Origin of the sequence: Bartonella mastomydis, from assembly GCF_900185775.1 — a bacterium.
GTDB lineage: Bacteria > Pseudomonadota > Alphaproteobacteria > Rhizobiales > Rhizobiaceae > Bartonella > Bartonella elizabethae.
The window spans coordinates 261,391-279,778 of the sequence record NZ_LT883137.1; the positions used below are offsets into that span (position 1 = coordinate 261,391).

Below are 18,388 nucleotides of genomic sequence, written 5' to 3' on the forward strand. Positions count from 1 at the left end.
TTTATACTTTATAATCACATGTATTGTAATTTGGGTTTCGTAATGTCAGATTTTTCTTATAAAATCATTGAATCACTTATAGCGACATTTTTCTTTGGTTTTTTATATATGTTTTATTATAGATTTATTTATTATAATAGTTGGAAAGATTCTCTAAAAAATTCATTATTAATAAGCTCTATATTCTTTATGGTTAGTCTTTTATTTAACTATATTGGTTTATATCAAATTGTGAGAAATATTTTATAATGAATATTCTTTATTAAATTATAAGACTGTTTTGCATGCTCATTATAATTACTCCTATAATTGCCCTTCCTTTTAATTGCCCTTCCTTTTAAAATATTCAGTGGTATGGGATGGAAGTTGTCTATTATAATGGCATTATCGTCAGTTATTATGTTCTTTATTTCTGGTAGTTTGTGTAGATATTTTGGTTTATATTAATATAAATTGAATTTATTCTTTATAAAACGAGTAAGTACAAAATAAAAATATTCTCATCAAAAAAGCACTCTCATTCCCTCTCCTAGGGTGTTTTTTTAACATCTTTATGCTTTTATAAAAGCTCTGTACGACAATAGGTTCTTCCGCATTTGCGTGCCCTAAATGAGCATAAGTTACTCATCTGAAGACAAACGTATCAGATTTTTAAAATTGACTATTCCAATCTTTGTCATTTAGTCTACCCTCACAATGAAAAGCTTATGGGGAAGTTTTGCCTAAAAAATACTATGGCTGATTTTTCCAAACAATAAATTATAAAGAGGGAAACATGACTGAAAAAATTTATCCGATATCAGAAGAGATCAAAAAAAATACTTTACTCAATGAGGAAACTTATCAAAAATGGTATCAGGAAAGCATTAATGATCCAGAAAGCTTCTGGGCGAAACATGGTCAATGTATTGAATGGTTTAAACCTTTTACAAAAGTAAAAAACACTTCTTTTAATGATGATGTATCAATTCAATGGTACGAAGATGGGATAACAAATGTTGCCTATAATTGCATTGATCGCCACCTGAAAACCGATGGAGATAAAATCGCTCTGATTTGGGAAGGGGATAACCCCTATCATGATAAAAAAATAACCTATAATGAGCTTTATGAACATGTTTGTCGTTTTGCCAATCTCTTAAAAAGCCGTGGCATTAAGAAAGGCGATAAAGTAACCATTTATCTTCCCATGATTCCCGAAGCAGCCTATGCCATGCTCGCCTGTGCCCGCATTGGTGCTGTTCATTCGGTTATTTTTGCGGGCTTTTCTGCTGAAGCCATAGCAGGACGCCTTGTTGACTGTGAATCAACCTTCATTATTACCGCTGACCATGGCTTGCGTGGTGGCAAAAGGATTAACTTAAAAGACAATGTTGACCATGCCATTGAGATTGCCGCCCGTCAAAATGTGTGTGTCGATCAAGTTATGGTTATACGGCGAACTTGTGGACCAATTGATTGGGTAGAAGGGCGTGATTTTTGGTACCATGAAGAAATTGCTCATGCCAAAACAGACTGTCCAGCAGAGCCCATGAATGCTGAAGATCCACTTTTTATTCTTTACACCTCAGGCTCAACCGGCAAACCCAAAGGTGTGTTGCATACCACAGCAGGTTATCTGGTTTTTGCTGCAATGACCCACAAATATGTTTTTGATTATCACCCCAGTGAAATTTACTGGTGTACAGCCGATATTGGTTGGATTACGGGGCATTCTTACTTGGTTTATGGACCTCTATGCAACAAAGCCACCACTTTAATGTTTGAAGGCACCCCAACCTTTCCTGATAAGGGAAGATTTTGGGAAATTGTTGACAAACACCAAGTTAATATATTCTACACCGCACCAACTGCTATCCGCGCCTTAATGGGAGCAGGTAATTCATTCGTTGAACGCTCGAAAAGGACATCCTTACGTCTCTTAGGAACTGTCGGAGAACCGATTAACCCAGAAGCATGGGAATGGTTTTATCACACAATTGGAAATGACCATTGTCCGATTCTCGATACATGGTGGCAAACAGAAACAGGGGGACATATGATCACCCCCCTCCCCGGTGCAATACCCCTCAAAGCAGGCTCCGCCACACGTCCCTTTTTTGGTGTTCAACCCCAAATCGTTGACGCTGAAGGAAATGTTTTAGAAGATGAAGCAGAAGGCAATCTTTGTATCAGTGATTCATGGCCCGGACAAATGCGCACGCTCTATAAGGATCACGAGCGCTTTATTCAAACCTATTTTTCCACCTATAAAGGAAAATATTTTACAGGCGATGGCTGTAGGCGCGATAGCGATGGCTATTACTGGATTACAGGACGGGTTGATGACATTCTCAATGTCTCAGGGCACAGATTAGGAACCGCTGAAATTGAATCCGCCCTTGTTTTGCACCCTGCTGTTTCAGAAGCCGCTATTGTAGGTTACCCACATCCCATTAAAGGACAGGGGATCTACAGTTTTGTCACCCTCATGGAAGGAACAACACCCAGTGAAGAGTTGTGCAAAGAGCTGATTAAACATGTTAGAAAAGAAATAGGCTCTATTGCCATTTTGGATAAAATTCAGTTTGCTCCGCAACTTCCCAAAACGCGATCAGGAAAAATTATGAGACGCATTTTACGCAAAATTGCTGAAAATGATTTCAATAATTTAGGAGATATTTCAACCCTTGCTGAACCACAAGTTGTTGAAGATCTGATTGCCAACCGACAAGATTAAAGAAAGACGACAAAATACAACCATACGGTGGTTTTTATTTTTTGCTCAAATATTTCAGCATTATTATGAAAACCACCGATAAGAAGAAAAACTTCCTAATGGGAATATGCATGTGAATAAGAAAATGAGATAAAAAGAGCAACAGAGCTTTTCTAAAGTGCCTTTTTAATGGCTTCATGCCCCCCTCAATGCAAAAAAGTCTCTGAGCAAGAAGAAAAGATAATTCTGATGTTTATGCTAGAATCACTTTGAAATTCCTGCTAAAATCATAAATAAAGGGAAAAGGAGCAAGTATAAATAATAATATTTTTGAGCAAAAATATAGATCGATAACAAAAGCACAGAAAAAAACCATGAAATCTAAAATGAACAAGCTTACAATAAAAGCCTAACGCAACGAAAAGACAAAATTTTTTAAAATAAATGCTACAAGATAAAATCGGGAGTAAGAATAAAAAGTGATTCATTTTGAAAATGTCGGTCTGCGCTATGGAATGGGCCCAGAGGTCCTTCGCGATATTAGCTTTCATATTCCTGCTGGATCATTTCAATTTCTCACGGGAGCCTCGGGGGCGGGTAAGACATCATTGATGCGTCTGATGTTTTTAGCACTCAAACCAACGCGTGGTCATATTGATTTATTTGGAACAGACACAGCCTTACTCAGACGACAAGAGCTCCCAGCTCTGCGACAACGTATTGGTGTGGTTTTTCAAGATTTTCGTCTCCTTGACCACATGACCACTTATGAAAATGTCTCTTTGCCCTTACGTATTAAAGGGCAAGAAGAAGCAACCTATCGCAGTGAAGTAGAAGACCTTCTCTGTTGGGTAGGTCTTGGCGATCATATTCATGTTTTACCACCGGTTCTTTCCGGTGGGGAAAAACAAAGAGTCGCCATTGCGCGCGCGCTTATTGATCAGCCTGAAATTCTTCTTGCGGATGAACCAACAGGAAATGTTGATCCGCCCTTAGCAAAACGCCTGCTGCGCTTGTTTATTGAATTAAACCGTTTTGGAACGGCTGTCATCATTGCCACCCATGATATCGCCTTAATGGAACAAGTTGCAGCACGACGTATGCTTCTCCATAATGGACGGATGACGATTCATGAATAAATTGTTCTCCATTTTTACCGGCAATAAAAAAAACACAACGGCGATTATTCCCAGTAGCAACATTTCTGGACAAGCGCTGGTCGCCGTGATTGCTATTATGACATTTCTCTCAAGCCTCACCTTAATTGGTGTTGATTTAGTCCAGCGCTCTGCCAAAAATTGGAGCAATCAGATTAGCTATGAAGCTACAATACAAATACGTCCCATTGACAATGTTGATATCAACAAAGCACTTCATGATGCCGTAACATTGGTTAAAACCTTTTCTGGTGTACAAGATGCAAAAATTGTTGACCAAAACGCCACCGAAAAGTTACTCGAACCATGGCTTGGAACAGGTTTTAATTTGAACGAATTGCCCCTTCCCCGCCTGATCATTGTCACCTTAAAAGAAGATGAGACAATCAATTTTGCCGCCATTAATCATGCTATTAAAACTCAAATTCCAGGCGGTCAATTTGATGATCACCGTGTTTGGGTCCATCGTTTTGCAACCATGGCATATACCACTGTTTTTATTGGTTTTTCAATTTTAGCATTGGTTTTAGGCTCTCTTATCCTCACCATTGTTTTTGCCACCCGCAATGCATTGGCAGAAAACGCCCATATTATCAATGTGTTATATTTTCTTGGTACTGAAACCCTTTTCATTGCACGCCAATTTGACTGGCATTTTTTTAAAAATGCGCTGCGCGGTGCTTTATATGGTGGTCTCACAAGTATATTTCTGTTCTCAACCTTTTGTCTGTGGACAAATTATAACTTAGGAAGAGCAGAAGCCAGCCAAGTAACCGCTTTATTTGGACATATTTCCATAAATTCCATTCCTTATGGAAAAATTATTCTCCTGATTATTTTTGTTTCTTTTCTCACCACTTTGACAAACCGCATGACTATTTTAGCGCAACTGAAAAAAATCGATCAATGTGAAAACGGTTTATTTTAATTTTATGAATCACAACAGCTCCAACTCATTGACTCAAAATAATTTAGAACGTCCTGTTTCAAAACAGCCCCACCATAGCTGGTCTCCCCGCCGTTTATTTCGCTATTTTCCACCCACAACCCTTACTCTTGCCGTCATTGTTTTCATTTTTTGGGGTGGTTTTATTATTTTTGCTGAAAAAACCGAACGGCTTTCTCCCCCAACACCTCTTCCCAAAGCCGATGCTATCATCGTGCTTACAGGTGGAGAACACCGAATAGAGACAGGACTTCATCTCTTACAAAAAGGGCTTGGTTCACGACTTCTCATCAGTGGTGTAAACGCCTCAACCAATCTAAAGGGTTTTATGCATAATATGCATATTAGCCCACGGCTTATCTCCTGTTGTATTGACATTGGGCATCAAGCAATTAACACCAGAGGAAACGCCGAAGAAAGCGCCGCTTGGATTAAAAAGCACCACTATAAAACCCTTTATATCGTCACCCATGATTACCACATATGGCGCTCAATGCGTGAACTTAAATATCTCATGCCTGATATCCATTTCATTGCTTATCCTGTGAAAAAGAGCGATGCTGAAAGTACAATACAACAGATCAAGCAAGCCCGCATTCTTATAGTCCAATATATTAAAACGCTCCAAGTCTATATCAGAACCGCCTTCTGATTTCCCTCCTGATTTTTCTTCTTGTGACTTAAAAAATCTTGCCACTTTCTGACCATTTCCTAGTATTTTCTCCATACCCTTTCACACGGGATTCCTCCATAAAGGTTTGACAAACAAATCCTCCTACCAAGCAAACGCCCCAATACACTTATGCATTCATTACAACACATTGATTTATAATGATCATCTACCATAATTTATTTTAAAGAAGAGTTTTAAATACCATAAGATTCCCTCTTTTCAGATCTATTCTCTATTGAATCAATCAAAACTGTTTTGTTTGCACATCACAGGAAAAGAGAACCTACGTGGCATAAAACTGTCCAAAAACAGCATGCCTCTTATGAAAAGTCTCAAGTGTCAAGGGCTTATCGCAAAATTGGGGGCAATGGATGATGATGCCGGCTTGGATCATGCTCCCTTAAAGAAGAATGTTTTATCACCGCCCCCAAAGATTCTCATTTTAGCGCACAATGGACAACTGAACCTTTTCAGTTTCTCGCACTTCCAATTTTGGAAGATTGCGCACAATTTTCATGGTTTCTAAGCTTACCGTAATAACCCGTTGAAACAATTCCAAAGGATAGGCTGGATTACCCACCGTCTCAACAGCATAACGATTAGCATCATTCACAATCCCACTCGCCTTATCTGTTTTGACAATCTGCCGCTCCATCACCCATTCAAGAGCAGGCTTACCACTCACCACATAATCATAAGCTTCAAGAGGAATATTTTGCATGGTAATATTGCTATTATAAACCACGGTGCTTTTATCAATAGCCCCGCGCTTACCGGCAAATTTCATCGCTTGAACACGATAGAAACTCTTTTCATCAACAATCACCCAAGTTTTGGGATCACCTTGTTTATAGGTCACCGGATAGGGCTCAACCTCTTCGTAATTCATATGTAAATCACCAAGCTTTCGCCCTGCTATTACAAAAGCCCAAAAGTCTTCTGCTTTTTTAACCGTTGGAATCCGTGGCAATTCTTTAGACAGATTATGCGCATAACGCTTGCGATAATCCTCAGAATGCAAGATTCCATAAACATAATAAAACAAATCATCCTTTGTAATCACTTCACCAGGATAGGCTGCCTTAAAATACGCCAATCCTTCATCGGTGAGTGCATCACGCCGCTGCAGACCAGCTTTTTTTCTGCCTTCTTCAAGATTTGCAAATAAATGAGATTGGTTATCCTCTTTCTCTTTTGGCATCACAGTATTTTTATAAAAATACCGCGGAAAACATTGTCCATTATCTATTGCATAGTAATCCGGTAAACTTTTAGTCATCAAGACAGAAAAACCACTTCTTGCTCCTACAGAAGAAATTTGTATGACTCTATTTTTAAAAACTTCTTCTATTGGAAACATATATGGTATTTGACAGACCGCTTCATTGAAAATGCGATTATAATAAAGCCATTGTCGCGTAAAGGGACGGTACAAGCTTTGAGTAAGACCTGTATTTTCAAATTCAAAAAATTTTCCCCTAACTAACTGTTGTTTAATTTTAAGGCTCCAGCTAATTTTTTTTGTATCTATGTTAACAAAATCGTCTACAGCACTTATACGTATTTTGCGATCAGAATACTCATAAGTATTATTAAAGCGCTCTACCTCACCGTTATAAAAGGCAATCATATTGCTCATATTGTTTGCTAAAGCTCTACGACTTGAATTATATGCCCAAGCATCACGATTAGTTTTAAGTCCACAAGAAAAGTTTTCAAAGAGCTTTTTATCACCACCCTTCTTGTTACCTAAGGTTAGAAATTTTTCAAAATCACTATTGCGTTGATCCAGCCAATCGCCATACTCATCTGGTGTAATCATTTGCCAGCCTTGTTCGCACTTTACACCGCTAACACTGCCCAATCTCTGAATTTCATGCAGTTTCTCTTTTGTCTTGAGGTTATTGCCAATATCATGATAGTAAATTTTACAAGGTCCTGTGGCATCGGGATTTTTAACAAACAGCGTCACCGCAATTCCTGTCATGCTTCCACTACCGAAAACATTTTGCCCTTCTTGCGCACGCCCTTTACTTAACATATTTTTGCGAATATCGCCCCGCAAATTGAGAACATAAATGCTCGAAAATTCCTTGACTAAAGACTTTCGTAAACCATCCATTGTTGGTTTTTCTATAAAACTCGAACCAGAAACAAAGCCAATAACACCGCAGTCTTTTATACGATCACTTGCCCAGCGAATGGCACGAATGTAACTATCATAAAGCGCTTGCATAAGACTCGCACTAGATTGAGCAGCATAAGTTTCACGGATACAAAAATCCAATTTAGGATAGCCAATATTTTTCGCATTGTCATTGGCACTTTTTTGTCCAGAAGAATAAGGGGGATTGCCAACAATAACACGAATATCCAGTTCTTTCTGGCGTGACCTGCGGGTGCTGTTAGTCACCAACAAATTGCTTATCAGATCTTTATCTTGCTCATAAAGCTGAAATGTATCAGTCAGACAAATTCCCTCAAAAGGAACATAATCACCCCCCATCAAACCATGATAGGTTGTTTCAATATTAATGGCTGCGATATAATAGGCTAAAAGCACGATTTCATTGGCATGAATTTCATGACAAAATTTGTGCTTCATTTCTTCTGATTTGATCAAGCCTGATTGCAAAAGCCGTGTGATAAAAGTCCCCGTTCCCGTAAACGGGTCCATGATGTGCACCCCTGAAGAACCAAGCGTTTGACCAAATTCTTGTTTTAACACATCATTGACAGAATGAATGATAAAATCCACCACCTCAACGGGCGTATAAACAATGCCTAGTTTTTCTACTGTTCGTGGAAAAGCATAACGAAAAAATTTATCGTAAAGCTCGATAATTAACCTTTGCTTTGCTTGTGGATCGGTAATACCACTGGCGCGTAATTTCACACTGGCGTAAAATTTCTCAAGATCTTTGGATTCCTTATCAAGATTTGCTTCATCAAGCACATCAAGCATCTGTTGCATAGCACGCGAGACAGGGTTTTCACGCGTAAACTGATAGCCTTCAAACAACACCTGAAAAACAGGACGCGTGATAATATGTTGTGCCAACATCTCAATCGCATCAGCCTCTGTAATCGTATTGTTTAAGTCATCACGCAATTCTGCTAAAAACTGATCAAAAGCTTGTCGCGCCCTCGTCTCTGGCTCTGCCAGAATCCCTGTTAAGCGCGTGATATGATTTTTAGCAATTTCCGCAATATTGCTCGCCCAATCTTCCCAATAATCACGCGTTCCACATTTTTTAACAATCTTAGCCATGATGGCACGCGAAAGCTCATCCACAGAGAAGGAAAGTTGCCCTTTGTTCTCATCTATAAAAAGCAAATCACGCTCAGGACTTCCAATGCCCGATCGTGCCGGTTGTGAGCGGACCGGAAGATTCTCGACAACAGCTGTCACAGCCTGTAACTCAGTACTCTGTGTCACCCCAATAATCTCAATCACATTGCTGATATCTTGCCCCAAGGATGCCTTATTAATCGTCGCATCAAAACGATCATCATGGGCGCGCAAAGCATTTAAAATTTGCCAAACAACCCGATATTTATCATTGTTGTTTAAAGCCTGTTCCGCTGGAATATCAAAAGGAACACCAATGGGCAAAATGACATACCCCATCTTTTTGCCTTCACTGCGACGCATCACCCGCCCAACCGCTTGCACAACATCAATCTGACTCTTGCGTGGATTTAAAAACATAATGGCATCAAGAGCTGGAACATCCACCCCCTCAGACAAACAACGGGCATTGGTCAAAATACGACAAACCTCATCACCGCTCTCCGCTTTCAACCAATCAAGCAGTGCACCACGATCCTTGGCATTAAAAGTACCATCAACATGTTCAATTTCACACTGCAGAAAATTCTCGTTTTCCGCATTCCCTTGAGTATACTCAAGATATTCCTCAACAACCGCAGAAAATTCATCACGGACCAGTTTAGAACTGCGAATATCTTTACAAAACGCTAAAGCACGCTGCATGGGATATTGATCCATAGCAACATCAGCCTTCATATCCTGTTTGGTCAGTGCCTTATAACAACCAATAATTTTCGTAGCATCATCAAGAATAAGCGCAGATTCGCTATCACTAAGGCGCTTTTGAACAGCGGAACTCACGAGTTTTTCATCCACAGCTAAGACAATAACCTTATAGTCCGTTAAAAGGTCATGCTGTACAGCCCAAGAAAAACCCCGATAAAAAAGTGTTTTACCAAAAAGCTTTTCATCATCCATCGAAGCAAGAACAGCATTGGCTTCATTCGCGCGACTTTTTGCGTTATCCCCAAAAATGCGGGGTGTCGCTGTCATATAAAGACGTTTTTTAGCACGAATAGCATCATTGGAATGCACCTTCACAAAATTGGATTGATCCTCTCCCTCCAGCGTTGCTCCTGTTGTACGATGTGCCTCATCACAAATGATCAGATCAAAGGTAGGAAAACCATAGTTTTTCTGCGCATCCGCAATCACCTGAATGGATTGATAGGTTGCAAACACCACGCTCATCTCATCTGCAACACTCGTACCCGCCTGTTCTGCCAGTTTTGCTGCATCGGTTGTCGCTGGAAAAGCCAGGTCACACACATCAATTTCTGCAACATCATCACTATTTTTACGACGCTTTCCCACTTGTGTATCAGAACAAACCGCAAAGGAACGTAAATCGATTTCTGCATCCGTCGTCCATTCACGCACCGTCTGTGACATCAGTGCAAGGGAGGGGACAAGAAACAAAACAAACTTGCCTTGACCTGCTAAATCCTCAGCAATCTTAAGACTGGTAAATGTCTTACCGGTTCCACAAGCCATAATGAGCTTACCCCGATCTGCCTGAGCAAGTCCCGCACGCACAAAACGCAATGCTTCCCCCTGATGGGGACGGAGTTTCTTTTTACCCTCCAGCGCAATTATGCCTTTGGCTGCAAAAGTCTCCCAACGGATCGGACTTTGTTGCAAATCGGAAAGATTAATCCGTGTAACAGGAATTTTTTGCCCCCGTATCATTGTTTCAGCATTGTCAGTCCAAGCATTGAGCGTACTATCTATAATCACACGCCGCTTAAACGGTTCTTTCCCTGATGCTGAAATAAAACTATCAATATCTGCTTTTTTTATTCGATAGGATTCATCATAAAATTTACATTGGATTGCTGCAAAACCATCTTCATGACGAAGCTTTGCCACCAGATCAATCCCGGTATCACGACCATCCCAACCATTTTCATGCGCCCAATCTTTAAAAGTTTGAACCTTTTCATAACACTGAGACTGGAGAGGGTCATGGGTTAGATAAGCAAGAGCCAAACGCTCAAAATACGTGCCCTTATCCCGTTCAGTACGCGCTTCCTCACGATAGGTCTGTAAAAGCGATTGTAGCGTCGTCATGCTTCCCCCCCCCAATTTAAAATACCTTCAATTATCGAATCTAGACCAATTCGTCAATGCCTCTTGTGTCTCCCTCAAAAGGTTAAAAATATCTTAATTTTAAGATGCTCTTTCTATCCTTGACGACATGATATGTGGAAATCTCTTTGCCTCCTACCAAACTATCTAATGAATTGATTGCATGTCTCCTCTCTTATGGAAATAAAAGGAAAGTGTGATGATTTTGAAAATATTTTGTCTTTTGTAAAAGACACAATAAAGTGCGCAATAATTTTAGGATTGAGCCTAAAAAATGAAAGGCTTGCCACCTCTCAAACTTTTTTATCCTCCTCACCAAAATCATGAGATCAAAGCCTCATTTTACGCAGTTGCTTCCTAAAATCATCCCCTTACGAAAACACCGATAGCATCCTTGTCTCGAACAACCAAAATAGCTTGTTTTATCTGAGCCCCCAAATGAGATGGAGAAGAAAAAAAGCGATATCTTAAACAAATAGTCTAAAGAAAGCGAAATTACGCGCATGAAGGAACGGCACATGTCTCTTATGAAGCGTTTCAAATCTCCACTCTTCTTATGCCAACGGTTATAACAATATTGAAGAGCAGTGTATGATGGTTCCTGTTTGCTCCTGATCAAACATAAAGAGAGCGGTGTGCTATAAAACTTCATGAGTCTCAATGATATTGTTTCCTTAACGAATGAAGTCTTTTCTAAGAAAAAGCAGCGGATAATCAAACTTTCTCTCATCCATATTTTGCTTCAAAAACGCTGATATCCAAGCAGATAAATAATAGACATGCCTTAGGGTGATGAACACTTAATCACGCGAGAGTGCAACAACAGGATCAAGCCGTGAAGCTTGTCGCGCTGGCGAAAAGCCAAAACATACCCCGATGAGGGTGGAAAAAGTAAGAGATAGAATGATTGAATCCATCGTATAGACGAGGTGAATAGGCGCCTTAAACAGCAAAAACAAACCACCGATAGAAAGCCCAAAGAGAACGCCCAATCCACCACCAATGACACAAACCAAAATTGCTTCAATAAGAAATTGCTGCAAGATATCACTTTGGCGTGCGCCAACAGCCATACGCACCCCAATTTCATTGATCCGCTCAGAAACCGTAACCAGCATGATATTCATCACCCCAATTCCCCCTACAATCAGTGAAATTGCAGCAATTGAAGATACTAAAAGCGTTAAAATATGTGTACTTTCCATGATACGATCACGAAAAAACTGAGAACTTCTAATGAAAAAATCCTCTCCACCGTGGCGCATAATAAGGAAACGCTTCACCATATTCTCGGCTAAATTTGAATCAATATGATCAGCAATCTTCACAGTAATGGCCCGAACTTGAGTTGTACCAAGAAAACGTGTTTGTAAAGTTGTATAGGGCAAATAAACCTGCAACGTATTTGAAGACCCTCCTCCCATATGTTGAGGATCGACCACACCAATGATGCGCGCAGGAACATTACCCAAATGAACAATTTTTCCTATTGGACTCTCATGACTATGAGGGAAAAGCACCGAAAGTGCTTCCTTTTCGATAACGAGATCAACCGCCCGCTCATGCACACTCTTTTGATCAAACAGCTGCCCTTGAACAGCTTTAAGTCCCTGAGTTTGAAAATATTGTTCTCCTACCCCCGAAATAATAGCATTGACTTCAACCGCACCAAAACGAACCATAGAACTTGCTGAAATCTGAGGTGTTACACCAGAAATATAGGGTAATTTAGAAAGAGCTTCTGCATCCGCTTCCACTAAACTGGTTATTTTCTCTGCTTGTGGGTCAGAGAGGCTTTTTCCAGGCAAAATAGTTAATGTGTTAGAGCCCAAACTTTTAAAATTATCCAGTATTTTTTCCCGCGTACCATTTCCCAAAGCAACCATGGCAATAATCGCCCCAATACCGATAATCACCCCAAGCATTGTTAAAAAAGTTCGCATACGGTGTGCATTCATAGCCAGCAATGCCATGACAAATGCTTCACGAAAACGTTCAACAAAAGAACGAAAAAAACCCAATGTTTTTGGATCTTTCATATTTTCTTGTTCCTGAAGAGGTTGAACACTCGTTTTTGTTTTTGCACTTTTTGAGAGCTTATCAGCAATAATTTCCCCATCACTGATTTCAATAATACGATCTGCTCTTTTAGCCACCTGCATATCATGCGTTACAATAATAATGGTGCGCCCTTCTTGATGAAGCTCATCCAAAATACGCAACACTTCTTGCCCACTCTGTTTGTCTAGTGCACCGGTTGGCTCATCGGCAAGAATAACCTCCGCATTATTCATCAATGCGCGCGCAATAGATACCCGTTGTTGTTGCCCTCCTGAAAGTTGATTGGGACGATGATTAATTCTCTCTCTCATACCTAAACGTGTTAAAAGAGCTTCTGCGCGCTTTTTTCTCATATCTGGTGCATAACCTGCATAAATAGCTGGAATTTCAACATTTCCAAGGGCGGTTAATTCATTCAACAAGTGATAGCGCTGAAAAATAAATCCAAAATGATTGCGCCGTAAGGCTGATAATTCATCAGCAGAAAGAGAAGCTGTTTCTTTTCCTGAAATCCAATAACGCCCAGAACTTGGTCGATCAAGACACCCTAGAATATTCATCAATGTGGACTTTCCAGAGCCAGAAGCCCCCACAATTGCCACCATTTCCCCACGCTTAATGGTCAAATTGATATTCTTTAAGACAGTAACAAATGTCTCACCCGCAGGAAATGTGCGCACAATATTTTCTAAAACGAAAACAGCCTCTGCTTTTTCTGTTTTCATGACTTAATTCTCATCTTCACTGTGTTCATCAGGAATTTCTGGCATCACACCATCGCGCGAACCAGTAATAACCACATCCCCCTCATCAAGTCCTGAAGCAATCTCTGCCATCACTTTGTTATTAAGCCCTACAGTCACTTGTTTTGCCACTACTTTATTTTCCCCGACCAACACTGAAACCCATGCTTTTCCTTCTTTTGTTTCATCACGCAAAGCATCACTTGGAACCAGCAAAACATTCTGAGCACGTCCTAAAATAATATGCACTTGAGCAGTCATATAAGTTCGCAAAAAATTGTCTTTATTATCAACATGCACGATCCCATTATAATAAATTGCCGCCGATGAGAGAGAGCTAGAACCTCCTAAACCAGGGTTAATACTCACATCAGCACGAATGGATTCAGGGGCTGGTTCAACTCTTTCTAATGTTCCCTCATAACGACGATCTGCATTACCCAATACCGTAAAATAAAGAGGTTGCCCGGCACGAACTTTAAGAATATCAGCTTCCGAAATTTGTGCTTTAACGGTCATCTTTGACAAATCACCTAAAATAACAATTGTTGGTGCCGACTGAACAGCATTGACATTTTGACCTTCTTCAACGACTGTTGCCAAAACAGTTCCCGCTGAAGGAGCAGTTATCCGCGTATAACTAAGATTAACCTCTGCACTCTCCACATCAATTTGGGCTTGTACAATCTGTTGACGTAGTTGAGCAATTTGCGCTTCACGTATTTTCACCTGCGTCACGGCATCATCAAAATTAGCTTTTGAAATTGCACGCGTTTCGATCATTTTTTTCTGCCGCGCTAAATTTTTCTGCGCAAGGGCAAGATAAGCTTCTTGTTCCATTAAATTTGCATGATAATGCGCTAAGGCTGCTTTTTTTCTTTTAAGATCATTTTCTTGGTCTGTAGGATCAATTTCTGCCAAGAGGTCTCCCTCTTTCACAACACTTCCCGGAAAGACGCGCATGGATACCACCCGCCCTGTAGCACGCGCTCCAACTGCCACCAATCGATAAGGGCGCACAATCCCAGAAGCCAAAACACTTTCTTCAATATCACCACGCTTTACCACAGCTGTCATATAGGTTGGCGTAGATGTTCCAAAAAAAACAGAACGTAACCACAACAAAATGATAATAACGAAGAGAGAAATAAGAAAGAACGAAAGCTTTTTGCGTTTTGTAATGAAATTTTTGATGAAATTTTTTTTCATTGCCCTACCTTTGCAAGTGAATGGGAAGCACCATCAACGACTTCCGGACGTGACACATCGACGACACCATCCCATCCACCACCCAATGCTTTCATCAGAGCAATATATTGGGTAGCTAAAGCAATGCGGCTATCTTTAAGTGCCATTTGCGCAGAATAATAGGAACGATCAGCATTTAATAATTCAAGAAAACTGGTATTGCCATTTTCAAAAAGACTTTGTGAAAGGTGTAAAGAATGCAGAAAAGCTTTATTTGCAATGACAAGCTTTTGTAAACGCTGATGTTCCTTTGTTAATCTCACAAGCGCATTTTCAACATCTTCCAAAGCCCTCAATACAGCAGAGCGATAAGTAATAAAAGCCTGATCGCGCTGCGCCCGCGCCATTGCAACAGAAGCAACAATCTGTCCTCCATTAAAGAAGGGGAAACGAAGACCAGGTCCAAAAGACCAACCAATCGTTGAGCTTTTCCATAATTGGTCTATAGCTGTTGCTGCTGTTGAAATATTCCCCGTTAATGTAAGTGAGGGATAACGTTCTGCCTCACGTTGACCGATGCGGGCTGTTGCTTGTGCATATTGGCGCTCCGCCCGCCGTAAATCGGGACGTGACAACAAAATATCTGCTGGGATTCCGGCTGGTATGGGCCATTGCGGTTGTGGAATTTTCACGTGTTTGGCATTTTTTTGCAAAAGGTCCTTCAAAGCCGTAGGCACATGACCGGTTAAGACGGAAAGGCGATGCATACTCATTTCCAGACTTGCTTCCATCTGAGCGATATCGGCTTCTGTATTAGCCATTTGCGCTTTTGCATTTGAAACGTCGAGCTCAGAAATATCACCAGCTGTTAATTTTGCCTGCATCAATTCATATGTTTTGCGCTGCGTTGCAGCAATTTGCCGCACAATCAATAATTTTTGTTGCCAACCACGCATTTGAACGTAATTTGTTGCTACATCGCCTAACAATACGACCATCGTCGCACGCATATCTTCCACAGTTGCTTCAAGACCATAACGTGCCGCTTCAACGCCTCGCTTATGCCCTCCAAAAAAATCAAGCTCCCAACTTGCATCAAATCCACTACGATACTGGTTCAACGTATCAGATTGTTGAGAGCCACTACGCGTTCCTGAAATCGTATTGGACGCACTTGGCAACAAAGATCCCACCACTTGCCCTAAGCTCGCACGTGCTTCACGAACCCGAGCTTTGGCAACCGCAACATCATTATTTCCAGAAATTGCCTCATCCATTAACGCATTTAAAACTGGATCATTTAACTGTCGCCACCACCCTGCAAGGGAAATTGAACGCTGAGATATCTGCGCAGACTGCTGTCCCCACTTGGAGGGAACAGAAAAAAATGTCTTATGATAATTCGGACCAACCATACATCCAGACAAAAGAAAACAAAGCAAGATACTAGAAAATAATCCGCGAGAAGCACCCCTTTTGAGATTTTTGATATGCATCTACTCTCCCGCATTCTTTCAGAATCATTATCTAATATTAATACTTTATTTACCTTGTTATTTCAAAATTAACGTGAAAAATCAAATACTGTTTGCACAGGAATATGATCGGAAGGATGGTCCCATCCGCGCGCATCACGAAAAGTTGAAAGATCCGCCACAAAAGGTGCTAAATCTGGAGACGACCAAATATGATCAAGCCGTCGCCCATAATCGGTCAACGCCCAATCGCGCGCACGATAACTCCACCATGTATAAAGTTTTGTGGGAACAGGGATATGCAACCGCATAAGATCAACCCATCCGCCCTGACAACACAAATTTTGTAAACGCTCGGTTTCAATGGGTGTATGGCTTACAACCTTCAACAATTTCTGATGAGACCAAACATCCTCTGCTAAAGGAGCAATATTCAAATCGCCCAACAAAAGAGAAGACAGCCCCTCTTCCTGATCGGCGCGAATAGAAGACATTTCTTCTAAAAAATCAAGCTTATGACGAAATTTTTCATTCACTTCAGCATCAGGAATATCGCCTCCAGCGGGGACATAGAAATTATGAATCCGTATCAATTTACCATGGGTTTCCACAATCACTGAAATATAGCGACAATCTTGGTTTTGACAAAAGAAACGCTTGTTCACCTTTTTAAAAGGCAAACGAGAAACAATCGCCACCCCGTTATAAGATTTTTGACCACTCAGTGCGATATACTTATATCCTGCTGCTTCAAAAGCCTCCACTGGAAATAAAGCATCGGGACATTTTGTTTCCTGTAGACACAAAACATCGGCCGGAAAGAGCTTCAAATACTGAAAAACCTGTGCAAGGCGCAAACGAATAGAGTTAATATTCCAAGTTGCAATACGAAAGAGCATCTGCTTCAACCCCAATGACGTGATACTATTGCTTCATTTTTTTGAGGGAAGTGTAAACATTCCTTGAGCGAAACGAACGCCTGTTCGCACATTCATAATCTGCACTGTTGTTTCCAAGTTTTGTTGGTCAACAATTGTCCACTGCCGCAAAGAAAAGTTTTTGGAATCAAACACCATTCTTATTTGCCCAGCCCCAATCGTTTTATCACGCAGAACAATCGTCACAGCTCCTGGATCTTCACGAAATGCCAACAAACGCCCAGATGATACGTCAATTTTATCATCCAACAAAAACTTCATTGGCGTTTGTGAAAGTTGTGAAAAGTTCCAAGTATTTAAAGCCCGATTGTTAATGCCCACAAATTGACCATCTGCAATGATTTGTAAAGGCATTTTCTTATAAATAAAGCGAATTTTCCCTGGACGCTCAAGATAAAATGTTCCTTGAGACATTTTTCCCTTCGGACTAAATTGAATAAAATCACCCGTCATTGTTTTGATTGCCGCAAAGTGGTTGGCAATATTCTGCGCTTTTGCTACCTTCTGAGATACTTGCGAAAAAGCAGGAAAAGTTAAACACCAAAAGACAAGAATTCCCACCAACCCAAAGATTCTTCTTTGCGATAAAAAAGACGTTTTCATAAAAATGCTCCCAAACAATATCGAATTGACTTTATCATTATCATTTATAATTAAGTCATCAATGATGAATAAATACCCTGCTTTATAAGATAAAGATATTGTTTGAAAACACTATCAAAAGATTTTTAAAAGTATGCTTATTCGACAAGCGCTAAAACTTTTTCTTAACCCTATGATTTTCTGAACAAACGATGCCTCCTTCTTTCATCTTTTCAAACAATGTCGCTACTCAATTATAACCAATACCCAAACGGCATTGAATATAAGACGTTGAAACTTTACCATCACACAGCAAAACTGTAACAGCTCAACGATAGAAATCATTCGTTGAAGAAAAAGTCAGCAAAAAATCCTTCTCTATTTCTTTCAATCTCTTGCGGTATCGTTTCCAAGCCAGAACCATCACACCACTTTGCTCATCCTAGAGTGTTGCGACAAGCCCTTGAGTCATTGAAACGATTCAAAACAAACATTTTTAGTTTTT

General features: G+C 40.3%; 10 protein-coding genes and 1 pseudogene. 4 read left to right on the forward strand and 7 right to left on the reverse strand.

Annotation, left to right across the window (positions count from 1 at the left end):
• Positions 1–775 precede the first annotated feature (775 nt).
• The 4 genes from acs (at position 776) to FJG96_RS01890 (ending at position 5,453) form a co-directional block, all read left to right on the forward strand.
• Positions 776–2,719 carry an acetate--CoA ligase gene (gene acs, locus FJG96_RS01875; protein WP_139412491.1) on the forward strand — a complete coding sequence of 648 codons (1,944 nt, stop codon included), beginning with the start codon at positions 776–778 and terminating at the stop codon, positions 2,717–2,719.
• A 458-nt stretch (positions 2,720–3,177) separates the two neighbouring features.
• The gene (gene ftsE, locus FJG96_RS01880) at positions 3,178–3,837 is read left to right on the forward strand and encodes a cell division ATP-binding protein FtsE (RefSeq protein ID WP_139412492.1); all 660 of its coding nucleotides are present in this window, start codon (positions 3,178–3,180) and stop codon (positions 3,835–3,837) included.
• Positions 3,830–4,783 (forward strand): cell division protein FtsX, encoded by a 954-nt coding sequence (locus FJG96_RS01885; RefSeq protein ID WP_139412493.1) that lies wholly within the window; start codon positions 3,830–3,832, stop codon positions 4,781–4,783. The genes ftsE and FJG96_RS01885 overlap by 8 nt, the downstream gene beginning before the upstream one ends.
• 4 nt (positions 4,784–4,787) lie before the next feature.
• Positions 4,788–5,453 carry a YdcF family protein gene (locus FJG96_RS01890; protein ID WP_139412494.1) on the forward strand — a complete coding sequence of 222 codons (666 nt, stop codon included), beginning with the start codon at positions 4,788–4,790 and terminating at the stop codon, positions 5,451–5,453.
• Between the two features lie 463 nt (positions 5,454–5,916).
• On the opposite strand, the gene FJG96_RS01895 is transcribed toward FJG96_RS01890, so the two are convergent.
• From FJG96_RS01895 to FJG96_RS09275, 7 genes and pseudogenes are all read right to left on the reverse strand, one after another.
• Complete coding sequence (locus FJG96_RS01895; protein ID WP_139412495.1) at positions 5,917–10,878, reverse strand: DEAD/DEAH box helicase; 4,962 nt, start codon at positions 10,876–10,878, stop codon at positions 5,917–5,919.
• Between the two features lie 818 nt (positions 10,879–11,696).
• On the reverse strand, positions 11,697–13,682 hold the full coding sequence (locus tag FJG96_RS01900) for a MacB family efflux pump subunit (RefSeq protein ID WP_139412496.1): 1,986 nt from the start codon (positions 13,680–13,682) through the stop codon (positions 11,697–11,699).
• 3 nt (positions 13,683–13,685) lie between these two features.
• The gene (locus FJG96_RS01905) at positions 13,686–14,909 is read right to left on the reverse strand and encodes an efflux RND transporter periplasmic adaptor subunit (protein WP_139412497.1); all 1,224 of its coding nucleotides are present in this window, start codon (positions 14,907–14,909) and stop codon (positions 13,686–13,688) included.
• Positions 14,906–16,384 carry an efflux transporter outer membrane subunit gene (locus tag FJG96_RS01910; protein WP_139412498.1) on the reverse strand — a complete coding sequence of 493 codons (1,479 nt, stop codon included), beginning with the start codon at positions 16,382–16,384 and terminating at the stop codon, positions 14,906–14,908. The genes FJG96_RS01905 and FJG96_RS01910 overlap by 4 nt, the downstream gene beginning before the upstream one ends.
• Positions 16,385–16,452: 68 nt before the next feature.
• Complete coding sequence (locus FJG96_RS01915) at positions 16,453–17,262, reverse strand: exodeoxyribonuclease III (RefSeq protein WP_139412499.1); 810 nt, start codon at positions 17,260–17,262, stop codon at positions 16,453–16,455.
• Positions 17,263–17,295: 33 nt separating this feature from the next.
• Positions 17,296–17,904 (reverse strand): LolA family protein, encoded by a 609-nt coding sequence (locus tag FJG96_RS01920; RefSeq protein ID WP_139412500.1) that lies wholly within the window; start codon positions 17,902–17,904, stop codon positions 17,296–17,298.
• A gap of 151 nt (positions 17,905–18,055) precedes the next feature.
• Positions 18,056–18,211, reverse strand: a pseudogene (locus FJG96_RS09275) (DNA translocase FtsK); the annotation flags it as partial.
• Positions 18,212–18,388: the final 177 nt, after the last annotated feature.

Coding starts and splice junctions, on each gene's coding strand:
- acs (WP_139412491.1), top strand. CDS start 776: ATGACTGAAAAAATTTATCCGATATCAGAAGAGATCAAAAAAAATACT.
- FJG96_RS01885 (WP_139412493.1), top strand. CDS start 3,830: ATGAATAAATTGTTCTCCATTTTTACCGGCAATAAAAAAAACACAACG.
- FJG96_RS01890 (WP_139412494.1), top strand. CDS start 4,788: ATGAATCACAACAGCTCCAACTCATTGACTCAAAATAATTTAGAACGT.
- FJG96_RS01895 (WP_139412495.1), bottom strand. CDS start 10,878: ATGACGACGCTACAATCGCTTTTACAGACCTATCGTGAGGAAGCGCGT.
- FJG96_RS01900 (WP_139412496.1), bottom strand. CDS start 13,682: ATGAAAACAGAAAAAGCAGAGGCTGTTTTCGTTTTAGAAAATATTGTG.
- FJG96_RS01905 (WP_139412497.1), bottom strand. CDS start 14,909: ATGAAAAAAAATTTCATCAAAAATTTCATTACAAAACGCAAAAAGCTT.
- FJG96_RS01910 (WP_139412498.1), bottom strand. CDS start 16,384: ATGCATATCAAAAATCTCAAAAGGGGTGCTTCTCGCGGATTATTTTCT.
- FJG96_RS01915 (WP_139412499.1), bottom strand. CDS start 17,262: ATGCTCTTTCGTATTGCAACTTGGAATATTAACTCTATTCGTTTGCGC.
- FJG96_RS01920 (WP_139412500.1), bottom strand. CDS start 17,904: ATGAAAACGTCTTTTTTATCGCAAAGAAGAATCTTTGGGTTGGTGGGA.